The organism is Psychrobacillus sp. L4, from assembly GCF_042944905.1.
Classification (GTDB): domain Bacteria; phylum Bacillota; class Bacilli; order Bacillales_A; family Planococcaceae; genus Psychrobacillus.
The window spans coordinates 1,003,293-1,018,642 of the sequence record NZ_CP168496.1; the positions used below are offsets into that span (position 1 = coordinate 1,003,293).

18 protein-coding genes are annotated in these 15,350 nt (G+C 38.6%); 14 read left to right on the forward strand and 4 right to left on the reverse strand.

Going from position 1 to position 15,350, the window contains the following annotated elements; genetic code table 11:
* Window positions 1-20: 20 nt before the first annotated feature.
* A complete protein-coding gene (locus tag ACEPXG_RS04675) occupies window positions 21-1,193 on the reverse strand; it encodes a CAP domain-containing protein (RefSeq protein WP_391207997.1) in 1,173 nt (390 codons plus the stop codon).
* 30 nt (window positions 1,194-1,223) lie between these two features.
* Window positions 1,224-1,859 (reverse strand): YigZ family protein, encoded by a 636-nt coding sequence (locus tag ACEPXG_RS04680; RefSeq protein ID WP_391207999.1) that lies wholly within the window; start codon window positions 1,857-1,859, stop codon window positions 1,224-1,226.
* Between the two features lie 140 nt (window positions 1,860-1,999).
* Between ACEPXG_RS04680 and ACEPXG_RS04685 the strand changes: the two genes are divergently transcribed.
* Window positions 2,000-3,145, forward strand: coding sequence for a sensor histidine kinase (locus ACEPXG_RS04685; RefSeq protein WP_391208001.1), 1,146 nt, complete (start codon window positions 2,000-2,002; stop codon window positions 3,143-3,145).
* A 32-nt stretch (window positions 3,146-3,177) separates the two neighbouring features.
* Window positions 3,178-3,852, forward strand: coding sequence for a response regulator (locus ACEPXG_RS04690; RefSeq protein ID WP_391208002.1), 675 nt, complete (start codon window positions 3,178-3,180; stop codon window positions 3,850-3,852).
* A 44-nt stretch (window positions 3,853-3,896) separates the two neighbouring features.
* Here the strand turns inward: ACEPXG_RS04690 and ACEPXG_RS04695 are convergent, their stop codons facing one another.
* Together ACEPXG_RS04695 and ACEPXG_RS04700 are read right to left on the reverse strand one after the other, a co-directional pair.
* Complete coding sequence (locus tag ACEPXG_RS04695; RefSeq protein WP_391208004.1) at window positions 3,897-4,418, reverse strand: hypothetical protein; 522 nt, start codon at window positions 4,416-4,418, stop codon at window positions 3,897-3,899.
* A gap of 120 nt (window positions 4,419-4,538) precedes the next feature.
* Window positions 4,539-5,468 (reverse strand): NERD domain-containing protein, encoded by a 930-nt coding sequence (locus ACEPXG_RS04700; protein ID WP_391208006.1) that lies wholly within the window; start codon window positions 5,466-5,468, stop codon window positions 4,539-4,541.
* Between the two features lie 128 nt (window positions 5,469-5,596).
* On the opposite strand from ACEPXG_RS04700, the gene ACEPXG_RS04705 reads away from it, so the two are divergent.
* From ACEPXG_RS04705 to ACEPXG_RS04760, 12 genes are all read left to right on the forward strand, one after another.
* A complete protein-coding gene (locus ACEPXG_RS04705; protein WP_391208008.1) occupies window positions 5,597-6,172 on the forward strand; it encodes a nuclear transport factor 2 family protein in 576 nt (191 codons plus the stop codon).
* Window positions 6,173-6,538: 366 nt separating this feature from the next.
* Window positions 6,539-7,600: a DEAD/DEAH box helicase gene (locus ACEPXG_RS04710; RefSeq protein WP_391209774.1), complete on the forward strand. Its 1,062-nt coding sequence runs from the start codon at window positions 6,539-6,541 to the stop codon at window positions 7,598-7,600.
* Window positions 7,597-8,220 carry a ComF family protein gene (locus ACEPXG_RS04715; RefSeq protein ID WP_391208010.1) on the forward strand — a complete coding sequence of 208 codons (624 nt, stop codon included), beginning with the start codon at window positions 7,597-7,599 and terminating at the stop codon, window positions 8,218-8,220. The genes ACEPXG_RS04710 and ACEPXG_RS04715 overlap by 4 nt, the downstream gene beginning before the upstream one ends.
* Window positions 8,221-8,265: 45 nt before the next feature.
* Complete coding sequence (locus tag ACEPXG_RS04720) at window positions 8,266-8,670, forward strand: TIGR03826 family flagellar region protein (protein ID WP_151699125.1); 405 nt, start codon at window positions 8,266-8,268, stop codon at window positions 8,668-8,670.
* 291 nt (window positions 8,671-8,961) lie between these two features.
* The gene (gene flgM, locus ACEPXG_RS04725) at window positions 8,962-9,225 is read left to right on the forward strand and encodes a flagellar biosynthesis anti-sigma factor FlgM (RefSeq protein ID WP_391208012.1); all 264 of its coding nucleotides are present in this window, start codon (window positions 8,962-8,964) and stop codon (window positions 9,223-9,225) included.
* Window positions 9,226-9,240: 15 nt separating this feature from the next.
* Complete coding sequence (locus tag ACEPXG_RS04730; protein WP_391208014.1) at window positions 9,241-9,735, forward strand: flagellar protein FlgN; 495 nt, start codon at window positions 9,241-9,243, stop codon at window positions 9,733-9,735.
* 12 nt (window positions 9,736-9,747) lie between these two features.
* The gene (flgK, locus tag ACEPXG_RS04735; protein WP_391208016.1) at window positions 9,748-11,277 is read left to right on the forward strand and encodes a flagellar hook-associated protein FlgK; all 1,530 of its coding nucleotides are present in this window, start codon (window positions 9,748-9,750) and stop codon (window positions 11,275-11,277) included.
* 16 nt (window positions 11,278-11,293) lie between these two features.
* Window positions 11,294-12,184, forward strand: a complete 891-nt coding sequence (gene flgL / locus ACEPXG_RS04740; protein ID WP_391208018.1) for a flagellar hook-associated protein FlgL — start codon at window positions 11,294-11,296, stop codon at window positions 12,182-12,184.
* 59 nt (window positions 12,185-12,243) lie between these two features.
* Window positions 12,244-12,798 carry a DUF6470 family protein gene (locus tag ACEPXG_RS04745; protein ID WP_391208020.1) on the forward strand — a complete coding sequence of 185 codons (555 nt, stop codon included), beginning with the start codon at window positions 12,244-12,246 and terminating at the stop codon, window positions 12,796-12,798.
* A gap of 24 nt (window positions 12,799-12,822) precedes the next feature.
* Complete coding sequence (fliW, locus tag ACEPXG_RS04750; protein WP_391208022.1) at window positions 12,823-13,260, forward strand: flagellar assembly protein FliW; 438 nt, start codon at window positions 12,823-12,825, stop codon at window positions 13,258-13,260.
* Between the two features lie 4 nt (window positions 13,261-13,264).
* Window positions 13,265-13,474, forward strand: coding sequence for a carbon storage regulator CsrA (gene csrA, locus ACEPXG_RS04755; RefSeq protein ID WP_151699132.1), 210 nt, complete (start codon window positions 13,265-13,267; stop codon window positions 13,472-13,474).
* A 188-nt stretch (window positions 13,475-13,662) separates the two neighbouring features.
* Window positions 13,663-15,321: a flagellin gene (locus tag ACEPXG_RS04760; RefSeq protein WP_391208024.1), complete on the forward strand. Its 1,659-nt coding sequence runs from the start codon at window positions 13,663-13,665 to the stop codon at window positions 15,319-15,321.
* The last annotated feature ends 29 nt before the right edge of the window (window positions 15,322-15,350 follow it).

The window sequence follows — 15,350 nt, forward strand, 5'->3', positions numbered from 1 at the left end:
CTTAAGAGATGGCTTCCATATTAAGGCTTTATAAAGTTTTCCGTATAATAGGGAATTGAGCCGTATGTCCATTTGGCAAAATGTACGCCAACCCCTAGTTGGGTATAATTTGTACTAATAATATTTTTACGGTGGCCAAGCGAGTTCATTAATGCTTCGTGTGCAAAATAAGGATTCGTATAGCCCATGGCGATATTCTCTCCGGCATTTCGGAAAAGTATTCCTCCATTTTTCAGTCGGTCAAAAGGTGATTCACCGCGCAGATTTTCGTGGTTGAAATAATCATTTTCGCCCATGTCCAAACTATGTTTGCGAGCAACATTTGAGATGCTAGAAGAATACTGTAAGATTGAAACTCCTTGTGCTTTTCTTTCAGCGTTTGTTAATTCAAATAAAAGTGATTCATAACTTGATTCTAAGATGCTTGATTTTGGTGGGTATAGATTTGAATTTCTATTAATTAAATCTTGATCAATTAATAATATTGCAGAGACTTTATTATCATTATGTACATCGATAAAAAAGTTTGCTTCATAGGTTGGAAGATTATACGTAATAATTTCAATTGGATATGTGTTGCCTGTTGTTACATATTGGTTTCCTAATTTACTTTCGATTTGGCTGACAGTGTTAGTAATTGAAATACCATTAAATTGATAGTTTTTATCTTTTGTATAAAGCGAAGCGATTTTATTGTTTAAATAACTAATTGCGTAAAAGTTATTATACTTTTGATGATAAATAGATGTTGATGCATTAAATTCATTTGTGACGGTTCTTTTTGCCGTTCCTAACTCTGATAAAACAGAAGTGATCGAGTCACCAATAGTAAACGAAGTTCGAGCAGTTCTTACACAATTGAGTTGGCTCAGTTTTTCTTTGGATGGTGTTTGGTATAAAATGGTTGAATCATTTTTTATTACTAACCCTTCACCTAAATGAAAATAAGCTCCTTTATTAACATATACGCGAAAATTTTCACCGACTATTACCTTTCTAAAAACTTCAAAGTTTCCATTCACATTTTTAAAAATGGCAGTCGGTTTTTGAACGATCACTCGACCGATTTGCCCCGATTTTAGTTCGACTCCATCCCAAGAAACGATACTTGGACAATCCCCAGCTGCAAACGAAATAGTTGGACCTATACTTATACTTAGAAGGAACATTAATATTACGATGAATTTTTTCATGTATTTACCACCCCTTGTAAAAAGTATAAATCAATTTACTTCAAATTCCAAAAACTCTTTTTCGACAATTTCGATTTTTGCTTGTCCATTTGTTATTTCAGACATCCAATCTACAAATTTTGCCTCTTCTTTTGCTATTGTGTAGACAAAAACTTCGACAGAATCTGCATAGTTTATTTCTTTGAGAGGATATTCAGAGCTTCGGACTTCATTTTCAACTTTTCCTAACCAAGTGTAGTCAATGGATACTTTCATCAAGTGATGAAGCTTACGTTCGACAACTTTTGCTGCATCAATACCTTCTGTTGTCGCTTTACCATAAGCACGAATGAGGCCACCACCTCCAAGTTTTATGCCTCCAAAATATCGAGTCACCACGACAACCGTATCTTTGAGTCCTTGTTTTTTAAGGACTTCTAGCATTGGAAATCCTGCAGTGCCACTAGGTTCGCCGTCATCATTCGCTTTTTGGATATGATCATGCTCCCCAATTATGTAAGCCGAACAGTTATGATTGGCATCTTTATGCTTTTGTTTGATAAGATGAATAAAAACAAGTGCTTCCTCGTCGGTTTCGGCTCGCTTCACGTAGGTGAGAAAACGTGATTTTTGGATAATAATCTCGCTTTCACCAGAGCCTTTGACAGTTAGATAATCGTTTCTCATTTTTAAATTGTCCTCCTCGAATTAATTGAAATATAGTTGTAAACTAATTTTAATTTATTTTTAGTATATAAGTGCTATAATAGGGTTTGTCAGTAAGAAAGCATGTAGTCTCATTTATCCAAACAAAGGAGAAAAAACAGATGACGAAAAAGAACCTTGAAGCACAATCGTTAGATGTTATTTTCGATCGAATGGTAGAAGTAATGGATCATTCGAAAAAGGATATTTTCATTATAAGCGAACAAAGTCGAGAAAACTTCAATGAAATGAAAGTTGAATTAGAAATAATTCGTGGAGACATTGAAGCAGTCATTATTGAAGCTGATTTGTTAGAATCAAAATCGAAATTAGCTAGAAATCGTTTAGCAGAAGTATCCAAAAACTTTGAAACGTACGATGAACCCCAAATACGGAATGCTTACGAAACTGCGAATGAAATTCAAATTAATCTACTCATCAAACGAGCAGAAGAAAGACAACTTAGAAACCGAAGAGACGAATTAGAGCGTAGACTCCAAGGTCTTCTCGAAATGATTGAGCGGGCAGATCAGCTCGTTAATCAAGTAAATATAGTGATCAATTATTTAACTACTGATTTAAAAGAAGTTGGAGAAGCGCTTGAAAATGCAAAAATTAAACAAGATTTCACCTTGAAAATTATTGAGGCTCAAGAGGAAGAACGCAAAAGACTTTCTCGTGAAATACATGACGGTCCCGCCCAAATGCTTGCGAATGTGTTACTAAGAACAGATTTAATCAATCTTACTTATCAGCAGCGTGGTGGAGAGGAAGCAATGAAAGAGATTGTCGAACTAAAAGAGATGGTTCGAAATGCACTTTCAGAAGTTCGTCGAATTATTTACGATCTTCGCCCAATGGCACTCGATGATTTGGGACTTGTGCCCACACTTAGAAAGTATTTATCAACTATAGAAGAATACAATCCAACAAGTACAATAAATTTTCAATCGTATGGAGTAGAACAAAGATTGCATACTAATTTCGAAATTGCCATTTTCCGTCTAATACAGGAATCTTTAACAAACGGTTTGAAACACGGGAAATTTAAAGAGGCATGGGTTAAAATTGAATGGTTGAAACAAAAAATAAATATAATCGTCAAAGATAATGGGATAGGTTTTGATCCAAATGTAGCAAAAGATAAATCATTTGGTTTAATCGGTATGCGCGAGCGAGTTGATCTATTGAATGGATCGATGAAAATTATTTCATCCCCCGGCAATGGTACAACCCTTTTGTTTAGTATCCCAATAAATGAGGAATAATAATACAGTAGTTTTTTTAGGAGGAAATGACAATGACCAAAATAATCATTATAGATGACCACCAACTTTTTAGAGAAGGTGTTAAACGAATTTTAGACTTTGAAGATTCATTTGAAGTAATCGCAGAAGGAAACGACGGCAACGATGTCCTTCGTTTATACGAACAACATCATGCAGATGTAGTACTAATGGATATCAATATGCCTACTAAAAATGGTGTGGATGCAACAGCCGAACTCATCGAAAAATACCCAGATGCTAAAGTAATCATGCTTTCCATCCATGACGATGAATCCTATGTAACGCACGCATTAAAAACAGGCGCACTAGGATACATGCTAAAAGAAATGGATGCAAACGCAATCGTCTCAGCTATTAAAGTAGTAGCAAAAGGTGGATCCTACTTACATCCAAAAGTAACACGCAACTTAGTTTCAGAATTCCGTCGCCTAAGCGAACGTGAAAATAAAGGAAACTTCCATCAAACCGAAATTCGACGCCCATTCCATTTACTAACAAAGCGCGAATGCGAAGTACTCCAACTTTTAACCGATGGACAAAGTAACCGCACAATCGGCGAAACCCTATTCATCTCTGAAAAAACAGTTAAAAATCACGTATCCAGCATTCTTCAAAAAATGAACGTAAACGACCGCACCCAAGCCGTCGTAACCGGCATCAAAAACGGCTGGGTCGAAGTACGATAATAGTGAACCCTCTTGCATGCACGTGCGAGAGGGTTTTTTAGTGGTTAGAGGGGAAGTATCTTGCGATTAACAGTGAGAATGTTGCGAGTAACCAAGTAAATGTTGCGAGTAGCGCCATCTATATTGCGAGAAAGCCTCCCGATGTAGCGAGTACCCATAATATTGCGCCAAAACGCCAAAACATTGCGAGAAAGCAAGTAAATGTTGCGACTAACGCCATCTATATTGCGAGAAAGCCCCCCGATGTAGCGAGTACCCATAATATTGCGCCAAAGCGCCAAAACATTGCGAGAAAGCAAGTAAATGTTGCGACTAACGGCATCTATATTGCGAGAAAGCCCCCCGATGTAGCGAGTACCCATAATGTTGCGCCAAAGCGCCAAAACATTGCGAGTAAGCAAGTAAATGTTGCGACTAACGCCATCTATATTGCGAGAAATCCCCCCGATGTAGCGAGTACCCATAATATTGCTCCAAAGCGCCAAAACATTGCGAGTAAGCAAGTAAATGTTGCGACTAGCGCCATCTATATTGCGAGAAAGCCCCCCGATGTAGAAAGTACCCATAATATTGCGCCAAAGCGCCAAAACATTGCGAGTAAGCAAGTAAATGTTGCGAGTAACGCCATCTATATTGCGAGAAATCCCATAATTGTTGGAAGCAACAAAATCCTCGTAAACACTTTATTATTTATCACTTCGTTCTGTAAAAAATCTTGCAGGACCTGATCCATGTGCTTCTAAATTCATACTATTTAACATACGGGACGCTGAGTAAATAGATTCGAGTCCACAAAATCTCCGAAACTCTTTATTTGTGATTTCTTTATTAATCAACCAAAAGTAGTCGTTTACAGCTGAAATGTGGGCATAACGATCATTTTTCTTACAAGCCAAGCATGTCCAAGTAGTGGAAACACGCTTCATCCCCAACACCCCACAAAACGGGCATTCAACTCCAGGCTTCAAAACATTAGGTGAGATATGATAATGTTCACATAATGGGGGATAAGTGAACGGGGTTTGCTCCGTTTGAATCACATGCTCAATCGTCTGCAATTGCTCAGTAGATAGTAGAAGGGAATTGGAATGGTTGTACATCTGAATCACTTTTTCATTCATACTTTCTAATTTACAAAAAGGGTAGTGCTTAGGCTTTTGCCGAATTCTACACGACTTGGCTGTCATAATAACAGACCCTGTTACTTTCATGTTCTGGAAATATGTTCCAAAATAATTCTTTATAAATCGAATATGCTTCATCAACTGAAAATAAGGATTAGGCAACGAAATTTCTTCTCCATCCCCTGTTATTTTATAAAACTCTTCCGTCTCTAAATCGACAAATAACTCATCACTATAATTCTTAGACTCTAGCACAATAAAACAACGATCCGTCACGACAAGACAATCAATTTGTACTTTCCACTCTCCCATAGACAAGCATACATTCGGGAAAATATTCACTAGTCCCGCTAATCGCAACTCACCAAGCTTTCGAACTAGCCTATTCTCACCGCGATCACCAGCTTCCATTTTTCTAATTTCATCTTGTATAAACTCAGCAGTTTGCGCATCAGATAATCTCTTCAATAATGCATGATGTTCTTTCCTCAAAAATTCACCTCCAATCTACCTACATCATACAATCATTTAATAGAAAATTCTACCTATTTAAAATGGAACTAATTTATTGAGTTTTCGTCTTAGTTATGACAAAATAACCTCAGCAGGAGGAGAACTAGATGAAACTTATACACCTATTAATACTTGCAGCAACCCTATTAGCACTTGCTGCTTGCAATAGCAATGAAGATAAAGCAACAACCTCAGGATCCGCTAGCGATAATGCGCCTTCCAATGCCCAGTCGGTGACAGATCATGGGGCAAAAGATAAATCTCAAGTAGGTTTCCAAATGGCTGGCGGGAATATTGAAGAAGCGATGAATGTCCCAAAAAAAGCAAAAACAGCTATTATTGCTGCTTTCAACGAATACATGGACGCATTCAATGAAGAAAATATCGACCGCTACATGAAGACGATTTCCAAAAAACCAGAAGGCTTCAACTATGAAACGGAAAAAAACGATGTCCAAGCTGCATTCAAGGAATATGACATTACACGTACCGCAGAAAATACGACCATCATTCAATACGATGAAAATAACGCACAAGTATTTGCCAACCTCAAAACCAATCTCGTACAACCATCGACTGGTGCAAAACTTGAACGCAATGGACGTCAAGTCACTGTATTCGTCAAAGAAGACGGCAAATGGCTCGTCACAAGCGTCTACTTTATGATGGAAACATCCAAATAACAAAAGCCCCTCGATCATGTCGATGGGGCCTTTTTACTATTACATTCAAACTAAAAATTCAGTAAACTAGTAATAGTACAAAAAGTCAGGAGGATGCCCATGGACAAAAACCTACAACAATTTCTCACTGGCCGCATATGGCTTCGCGAACACACCCCATTCCCGCCCGAAGTCATCGACACCCACATCGACAGCGGTCACATCCACCTCATATCCGGCATCATCACACACACCCATAACTTTTTCTTTTGGCAATTAAAGAAGAACGTCTGTAACCGATGCCACAACACAAACCAACACTTATTTCACACATTTGACTGTGCACGTTGTAACCAAAAATGTACTTATTGCCGCCATTGTATTCGGATGGGTCGGGTGAGTAGTTGCTCCGAGTTACTCCTTTGGGACAAGCATCCTGCTCGCAGCGCGAACGCACACATCTTTGACTGGAGCGGCCAACTAACTCCGCTTCAACAAAAAGCAAGTGAAGAACTTCTCACAAGTGTCCAACAAAACAAATCCCACCTTCTCCACGCAGTTTGCGGAGCAGGCAAAACAGAACTCCTTTTCCCATCCATCTTTGCCTCCCTCCAAGAAGGGAAACGAGTATGCGTCGCAGCTCCCAGAACCGATGTCATCCTAGAACTATTCCCACGCTTTCAAAAAGTATTTCCGAAAACGAACATACACGCATTATATGGAGGGGCACCTGACCAAGAAGGCTTTGCAGACTTGGTGCTCGCAACAACGCACCAGCTCTACCGTTTCGAAAACACATTCGATGTCGTATTTGTCGACGAAGCAGATGCCTTTCCGTATTATGCGGACGAAACATTGAGACGAGCTGTCACAAAAGCCGCAAAAAAAGATGCCGCTATTCATTACGTAACTGCCACTCCTACCAAATCATTGAAAACGACCAACCAATCTGTCCTTTCCCGTAGATACCATGGACATGATCTACCAGTCCCGAGATATAGCGCACTATGGGGATACGCACGTAAATTGAAAAAAGGAAAAATCCCAACTAAGCTCCAACAATGGATCGAAGAAAAAACAAAAAAAAATATTCCATTTCTCGTATTCTTACCTACTATTGAAATGCTCGAAAACTTCCCAGGAAATTTACCGAGAGTTCACGCAGAACATCCGGATCGGAAAGAGATCGTTATGCAACTTCGTGAAAAGAAAATACCAGGTCTACTCACAACAACCATACTAGAACGAGGCATTACAATTGAAAATGTCCACGTAGCGGTAGTAGGGGCAGAACAAAAAATCTTCACTTCAAGCGCACTTATCCAAATTAGTGGACGAGTAGGACGCTCATTTAAATACCCAAATGGTGACATCGTCTTCTTCCATCACGGCATTACCCATGAAATGGACAAAGCAAAAGTCGCAATCGAAGGGTGGAACAAAGAATGAACTGCTTAATTTGCGGAAGTATCTTTCAATCACCTCCTACTTGGAGAAAGTTATTTATATATGAAATAGAGCCTACAGCATGCAATCGATGTCTAAGTAAATTTGAGAAAACTTCCCCTGAAATTGATTTCTCGGATTTTCAAGGAACCTATTACGAGGGAGCGGTCGATTCTGTCACAACTTTTTACACCTACAACGAAGCGATGAAAAGTTATTTGCATCAATATAAATTTCTGCAAGATGTGGCACTCGCCCAAGTATTTGCAGATGAACTTCGCCATGTATTCGAAGCGAAAGAAGGAATAGTCGTACCAATCCCAATGCATCCAGAGAAGCTGCTGCAAAGAACCTTTGCCCAAGTCGATGAACTGCTAAATTGTGCGGAAATCCCTTTCAAACAATTACTCGCTAAAACAGAGACAAATGAGCAAGGAAAAAAGACGAAAAAAGAACGGTTAGAAGCAAAATCACTATTTAAAGTAATAGATAAAATAGAAGCACAAAACTATCTTTTATTCGATGATATTTACACAACTGGTACCACTATCCATCATGCTGCAAAAGTATTAAAGGAAGCAGGTGCTAAAAGAATCGATGCGATTACTTTAATAAAAGGATAGATTGCCGATATATAGGAGGAGATATTGAACTTAGGAGGATCTACCATGGGAGAACTGAAAAATTGCCCTTCTTGCGGCGAATTTTTTAACTATACAGGACTAAGAGAAGTATGTAATAACTGTGCAATGAACGAAGAAAAACTATACGAAGTTGTGTACCGCTTCCTTCGAAAACGTGAAAATCGCGCTGCTACTGTCGAACGAATCGTTGAAGTAACAGGTGTGGAAGAATCCCTTCTACACAAGTGGGTTCGAAAAGGCCGACTACAACCAGCCATGTTCCCAAACCTCGGCTACCCATGCGACAATTGTGGAAAACTAACCATACAAGGAAAACTATGCAAAGGCTGTACAGAAGAGTTTAAATCCGGCCTCCGTCAATTAGACGCAGCATTAGAATTCCGAGAAAAAGTGAACACCCACGAAAACACCTATCATAAACAAAAATAACTCTTAACGGGCGTAGGAGTCAGACAGAAGACAATCTCGATAAAAATCGAATTTGTCTTCTGTCTTTTTTCCTTTAAAATGGCTCCAGCGTCCCTGTGTCAGACTCAATTGTTCCCCAAATTGTGGCTGACACAGGGACGCGGGTTAAAAGTCGAATTCCTACGAACCGTAGGAGTTTTTACATTCGCAAACACATTCCATATATTTCATCTAATTTAATCTAAACACTTCAAAATTCTAACCGAAATAACCTATAGACACTTCTTATAGAAGAAAGGAGGACGTAGAAACATGAAAATTTCAAACATACCTTTAAACCAAGTAAACCCTTACAAACGCAACCAGCAACAAACAGAAAAAGCACAAAACACACCAAAACCAACAACCGATCAACTAGAAATATCATCCGCAGCAAAAAGCATGCAACTAAAATCTCCAATTGAGGTAGAACAAGCAGAACGAGTTGCTGCTATCAAAGCAGATATCGATGCAGGAACATACAAAGTAGATGCAAAACAACTAGCATCGAACATCCTCAATTATTACCGTATTTAGAAGGAGCTTACAAACATGTCCATCGAAAAGATTTTGCAAGCTCTATCGAAACTTGAAAAGCTGCACAAAAGTTTACTAGAAATTGCATACAAAAAAACAGAAGCCATAAAAACCGGGGACATGGACAGTCTAAACCAACTGCTCAAGGACGAGCAGGCACATGTAGCAGGCATTTCTCAACTGGAACATCAGCGTCAATTAGAGGTAACGGATTACCTTCGAGCAAAAGGAATTGCTCCTACTGACAACCCAACTGTTGCACTAGTTTTAGAAAATACCAACGCAGACGAAGAAAAAACTCAGCTTGGAGCAGCACGTAATAAGCTACTACTAACACTAGAAACACTAAGGCACCAAAACAATCTGAACCAAAAACTAACTTTGCAATCCCTTCAGTTCGTCAACTTAACACTTGAAATGTTACGACCGAAGCCAGATCAAATAAACTACTCAAAAACCGAAGTAAAAGGTCCCTCACAAGACAAAACCTACTTCGACTCACAAGCATAAGGAGGCGAACCCATGGGCTCCACATTTATGGGACTAGAAGCAAGTAAAAGAGGACTGACAACACAACAATCCGCACTGTATACAACGGGACATAATATTTCAAATGCAAACACGGTAGGGTTTTCACGCCAGCGTGTAAACATGCAAACATCTCTACCATACCCTGGAATGGGTCTAAATGCAGCAAAAGTTCCGGGATTTATTGGAACAGGCGTCGAAGCACAATCTGTTCAACGAATTCGTGATCAATTCATCGATCGTCAATATCGTCAAGAAACGAACAAATTAGGTTACTGGGAAACAAAATCTAATGCGATTTCCCAGATGGAAGATATTCTCTCAGAACCATCTGATTTTGGTTTAAACACATCGTTAGATCAGTTTTGGAAGTCGCTTCAAGATTTAAGTACCAATCCAGAAAATGCTGGTGCTCGAAAAGTAGTCGTGCAAAGAGGTATTGCAGTAGCAGAATCATTTAACTATATCAATAAACAGTTGACGGATATTCAAGGAAATTTAAAGAATGAAATTCGAGTTTCAACGAACGATGTGAACTCCATATTAAAACAAATTGCATCCATTAACGAGCAAATTCAACAAATTGAACCTAACGGCTATATGCCAAATGATTTATATGACACTCGGGATACTTTACTTGATGAGTTATCTACCTATTTCCCAATTGAATTAGAGTATTCTAAATCAGGTGGAAATGCACTGGCAATTGCTGAAGGTACAGTAAAAGTCTCTATTAAAACAAACAGCGGATTAGTCGAAGTAGTAAATGGAAAAGATGCTGCAACTCTAAAGGCGGATGGTTTAAATAATGATAATAGTTTTGAACCTTTTACCCAGTTTACGGTGGAAGGTAAGGGAAATGTAAAAGGAGGAACGATTAGTTATAGCGATTTAGAAAAAAGTAAAGGTAAATTGCTAGCAACAATTGACTCTTATGGATATACAGATAAAGGTGTTACGACAGGATTTTATCCCGAGATGCTTACAAACCTTAATGACATGGCTATAGCTTTCGCACAAAAGTTTAACGACATACACAAAAGTGGTACTGATTTAAACGGTGACAAAGGTAAAGATTTTTTTGTTCCAAAGACGGGCACCATTTCAGCAAGCACTATCTCTGTAGATTCCTCATTTGAAAGCGAACCATCTTTATTAGCTGCCTCTTCATCCACAGGAAAAGAAGAGGGAAATGGGGCAAATGCATTATTACTTAGTAAGATGAAATTCGACCCTTTAACGATTGGTTCCGCAACAAATACTACTGTACAATCTTTCTATCAATCTATCATTGGTAAACTTGGAGTGGACGGTGAGCAAGCAAATCGCTTGTCTTATAATTCAGCGACTATCAAGCTAACAGTTGAAAACAACCGGGCTTCTGCTAGTTCTGTTTCTTTAGATGAGGAAATGACGAATATGATTACATTCCAACAAGCATATAATGCCTCTGCTCGTATGATTACAGTAATTGATGAAACATTAGACAAAATTATCAACGGCATGGGCCGAGTAGGACTATAATTAGGAGGTCAATCATATGCGCGTAACCCAATCAATGCTTTCGACTAATATGCTTCGTAATTTGTCAAATAGTTATAACAAAATGGCAACATTACAAGAACAAATTAACTCCGGAAAAAAAATTACTAGACCTTCCCAGGATCCGGTAGTAGCTATAAAAGGTATCGGATACCGTACAGATTTAGGAAAAGTGGAACAATATCAACGTAATCTGGGAGAAGTGAACAACTGGTTAGATAGTTCGGATGATGCACTTGATAAAGTTGGATCAGCACTAAAACGTGTACAAGAACTAGTAACCGATGCTGCGAATGATACGAAAACTCCTGAAGATCGAGATAAGATAAAAGTGGAGATAACTCAAATAAAAGAACAAATTCGTGATTTAGCCAATACGAAAGTTGGAGATAAATATATTTTCTCCGGAACAAAGACATTATCACCACTGTATGGAAGCGACGGAACAATATTAGGAGAAACTGGGGTCGATGGTGCCGTTAATATTGAGGTTTACGACGGGGTAGAGATCAAAGTAAATACAAATGGTAAAACAATGTTTGAAGATATTGATAAAATGATGGAAAATATTGAATCATCACTTGATAGTTCAAAAATTCCAGTAGCAACTGGAGCAGAAATTGGGAAATCTTTAGATGATATTAACAAAAATCAAGATTCAGTCTTAGGTGCCCGTGCAGACATCGGAGCACGTCAAAATCGTGTAGAAATGATGGAAGACAGACTAGGCGCACAAGAAATTATTGTAACAAAACAACTTTCCGCTAACGAAGATATCGATTATGAAAAAGCTATCACTGAAATGATCACACAAGAATCGATTCACCGAGCAGCACTCTCAGTGGGTGCTCGAATCATTCAACCAAGCTTAGTAGACTTTTTACGATAATAAATAAAAGCGTTTGGACAACTTGTTCCAAGCGCTTTCTTTAAAGGAGGGGAAGCAAAATGAATATTCCCAAACTTCAAGTGCAGTCTACAAAAGCACAGATTGGACTTAATATCCAAAAAGCCGTGCAACAAATTGAACAACCGAAAGCCAATCTAGACTTACAACAGCCAAAAGCAATACAAACGATGGAAACAACACAACCAACGCTTTCCATCGATACCGAACAAGCAAGAGCTGACTTAGATTTAATGAGCTCAAGCAGAAGGACTGCAGAAGTTGCAGATTATGGAAGACAAACGGCACTAGAAGGAATTGCCAGAAGAGCACAAGAAGGCAATGAGCTAATGCGAATTGAAAATGGTGGAAATCCGATAGCTAGTCAAGCAATGCAATGGGGAAGACAACCGTATTCATCTTTGTCCATACAATTCATCCCGTCTCAAGGTAGTGTTAAAGAAAGCTTTCAACCAGGAAGCGTCGATATACGAGTAGAACCACAGCAAGTAATCAATAACACAACATCAAACAAACCAATCCATACATACACACCAGGAAAAGTAACCGTAGAAATGCTACAAAAACCATCTATAACAATTGATTGGCTAGTTTAACGAATCGTAAGGAGCTAAAACAACATGAAACTGAAAACTGCCTATATGGGCGAAATAGAAGTTGAAGAGTCCAGCATTGTAACCTTTGAGCATGGCATCCCAGGATTTGAACAAGAAAAATTCTTCGCGATACTTCCAGTAGAAGATAACGAAATTTTTAACGTATTACAATCTACACAAACGGAATCATTAGCATTTATCATTACAAATCCATATACAGTCACAAACAACTATACATTTGAATTAGACGAAGCAACTGTGCATGCTTTGCAAATAAAAGAAGAAAAAGAAGTAGCGGTATTTGCGATCGTTTCATTGAAAGAAACAATCGCTGCATCTACAATCAACCTAAAAGCACCAATCGTTTTAAATACAACAAATAAAAAAGCCAAACAAGTTATTTTAAATAACGAAGAGTACGCAATTCGTCATCTCATTTCTACAGAAAGTATAAAGGGGTGAACACATGCTAGTTCTATCACGCAAAGCAGGAGAAACAATTTGGATTGGGGAAGACGTGGAAATAGTAATCTCTGAAGTAAAAGGAGAACAAGTAAAAATAGGCATCCGAGCACCAAGAAGTATTGACGTTATCCGTGGGGAATTAAGAGAAGATGTGTCTAATTCGAATACAGAAGCAGTGCTTAAAAACTTGGACATATTTAAACAAAAGTAAAAACAATTCCAACAAATCGACAAAAAGATTCAAAAAAATAGAAAAAGCTATTAAACAATGAAAAAACATTCCGATACTATCTATGTAAGCAAGAAAAACGGCGTCCGGCCGGCCCGGTTCTCTTGTCAAACATACTAAAAACATTGCTCACAAGGACGTGAGCAACACATTCCAAGGAGGAACTATTAATGATTATCAATCACAATATCGCAGCACTTAACACGCACCGTCAATTGAGCAGTGCAACAAATGCACAATCTAAATCTATGGAGAAATTGGCTTCAGGTCTTCGTATTAACAAGGCTGGGGACGATGCAGCTGGTCTTGCAATTTCTGAGAAAATGCGTGGACAGATTCGTGGGTTGGACCAAGCTTCTAAAAACTCACAAGATGGTATTTCAATGATTGCTACTGCTGAAGGCGCACTTAACGAAACACATGATATCTTACAACGTATGCGTGAATTAGCTACTCAAGCTGCCAATGATACAAACGTTGGTGTTGATCGCGGCGAAATCCAAAAAGAGATTAACCAATTGTCTTCTGAAATTAATCGTATTGGTAATACAACTGAGTTTAATACGCAAAGCCTTTTAAAAGGTGATGGGAAAGTTAATTTAGCTGAAACTGGTAAGGCGACAAATGCTAATTTAACTGGTGGTAATGTAACAACTACAGAGGCTACTCAAACAGCTACTCTTACAGCACCTGCAACTAATGGACAAACTGCAGAGTTTACATTAAATGGTCAGAAAATTACAATCACATTTGCTACTAATGGTGCAGCTGACCAATTACAAGATGGTAAATCGTTTGATGTTACAGGAAATAGTGCGACTGTATACTTAAATAATACAGTAGGTGGTACTCCGGTTCCTAACACTGCAGATACTGCAGCTAAAGCAATCACTGATGCTTTAAAAGAAATAATTGCAATCACTGATGCTTTAAAAGAAATAATTGCAAAAAATGATGCACTAAAAGGTAACTTTACCGCTAGTTCAGCTGCTACAGGTGCAGTAACCGTAGCGGCAACTAAAACTGGATTAGCTGCAGGTGGAGCTGGAAGTATTGCTACTTCAAGTGGTACTATTACTGGAGCAACTAGTGGTGCAGCTTCAGTAGGTGTAACTAACACAGCAAAAGCTACTGCAGCAGACGTTGTTGATTTCTCTGGAGCAACAACTGCAGCAAAAGCACAAGAGTTTGTAGGTAAAGGATTTACAGTTGGAGACAAGCAAATCGAATTCTACAATGCCGATAAAGGTGCTTACACTGGAAATGGTATTGGTGTTAATATCAGTTCAGCTCAAAATGCTGCAGATATTATAAAAGCTGTAGTTGACCAAGCTGGTCCTCAAGTTAAAGATGTAGTATTTTCAACTGGAACAGCTGGTAAGCTTACAGTAACTGCAGCTGTTGGTGGAGAAGCTGGAAATAGTATTCGTGTTACTGATGGTGGAGTTCAAGAGAAATTCACTGCTAACTTCCAAGTTGGAGCAAACAAAGGTCAATCAATGACAATTGAAATTGCAGATATGCGTGCAAATGCATTAGGGATTACTGGTAAGGCAGGAGCAGCTGGTTTCACAGCAGGGAATTCTGTAAATGATGGTACTAATAATACAGGAAAAGAAGCTGCACTTGATGTTTCTTCACATGAAAGTGCTTCAGCTGCTATCAAAACTATCAATGATGCAATTGAAAAAGTATCTGCACAACGTTCTAATCTTGGTGCTTCTCAGAACCGTTTAGAGCACACAATCAACAACTTAAACACATCTTCTGAAAACCTAACTGCTGCGGAATCTCGTATCCGTGACGTAGATTATGCTTTAGCTGCTTAAGCAGTAACAAGCACAGTCGTCCTAGCTGG

Excerpts from the sequence above, each read along its gene's own strand:
- ACEPXG_RS04695 (WP_391208004.1), bottom strand. The coding sequence starts at position 4,418 with ATGGGTACTTTCTACATCGGGGGGCTTTCTCGCAATATAGATGGCGCT.
- flgL (WP_391208018.1), top strand. The coding sequence starts at position 11,294 with ATGCGCGTAACCCAATCAATGCTTTCGACTAATATGCTTCGTAATTTG.
- flgK (WP_391208016.1), top strand. The coding sequence starts at position 9,748 with ATGGGCTCCACATTTATGGGACTAGAAGCAAGTAAAAGAGGACTGACA.
- ACEPXG_RS04710 (WP_391209774.1), top strand. The coding sequence starts at position 6,539 with ATGGGTCGGGTGAGTAGTTGCTCCGAGTTACTCCTTTGGGACAAGCAT.
- ACEPXG_RS04685 (WP_391208001.1), top strand. The coding sequence starts at position 2,000 with ATGACGAAAAAGAACCTTGAAGCACAATCGTTAGATGTTATTTTCGAT.
- csrA (WP_151699132.1), top strand. The coding sequence starts at position 13,265 with ATGCTAGTTCTATCACGCAAAGCAGGAGAAACAATTTGGATTGGGGAA.
- ACEPXG_RS04705 (WP_391208008.1), top strand. The coding sequence starts at position 5,597 with ATGAAACTTATACACCTATTAATACTTGCAGCAACCCTATTAGCACTT.
- ACEPXG_RS04720 (WP_151699125.1), top strand. The coding sequence starts at position 8,266 with ATGGGAGAACTGAAAAATTGCCCTTCTTGCGGCGAATTTTTTAACTAT.
- ACEPXG_RS04675 (WP_391207997.1), bottom strand. The coding sequence starts at position 1,193 with ATGAAAAAATTCATCGTAATATTAATGTTCCTTCTAAGTATAAGTATA.
- flgM (WP_391208012.1), top strand. The coding sequence starts at position 8,962 with ATGAAAATTTCAAACATACCTTTAAACCAAGTAAACCCTTACAAACGC.
- ACEPXG_RS04745 (WP_391208020.1), top strand. The coding sequence starts at position 12,244 with ATGAATATTCCCAAACTTCAAGTGCAGTCTACAAAAGCACAGATTGGA.
- ACEPXG_RS04715 (WP_391208010.1), top strand. The coding sequence starts at position 7,597 with ATGAACTGCTTAATTTGCGGAAGTATCTTTCAATCACCTCCTACTTGG.
- fliW (WP_391208022.1), top strand. The coding sequence starts at position 12,823 with ATGAAACTGAAAACTGCCTATATGGGCGAAATAGAAGTTGAAGAGTCC.
- ACEPXG_RS04680 (WP_391207999.1), bottom strand. The coding sequence starts at position 1,859 with ATGAGAAACGATTATCTAACTGTCAAAGGCTCTGGTGAAAGCGAGATT.
- ACEPXG_RS04730 (WP_391208014.1), top strand. The coding sequence starts at position 9,241 with ATGTCCATCGAAAAGATTTTGCAAGCTCTATCGAAACTTGAAAAGCTG.
- ACEPXG_RS04760 (WP_391208024.1), top strand. The coding sequence starts at position 13,663 with ATGATTATCAATCACAATATCGCAGCACTTAACACGCACCGTCAATTG.
- ACEPXG_RS04690 (WP_391208002.1), top strand. The coding sequence starts at position 3,178 with ATGACCAAAATAATCATTATAGATGACCACCAACTTTTTAGAGAAGGT.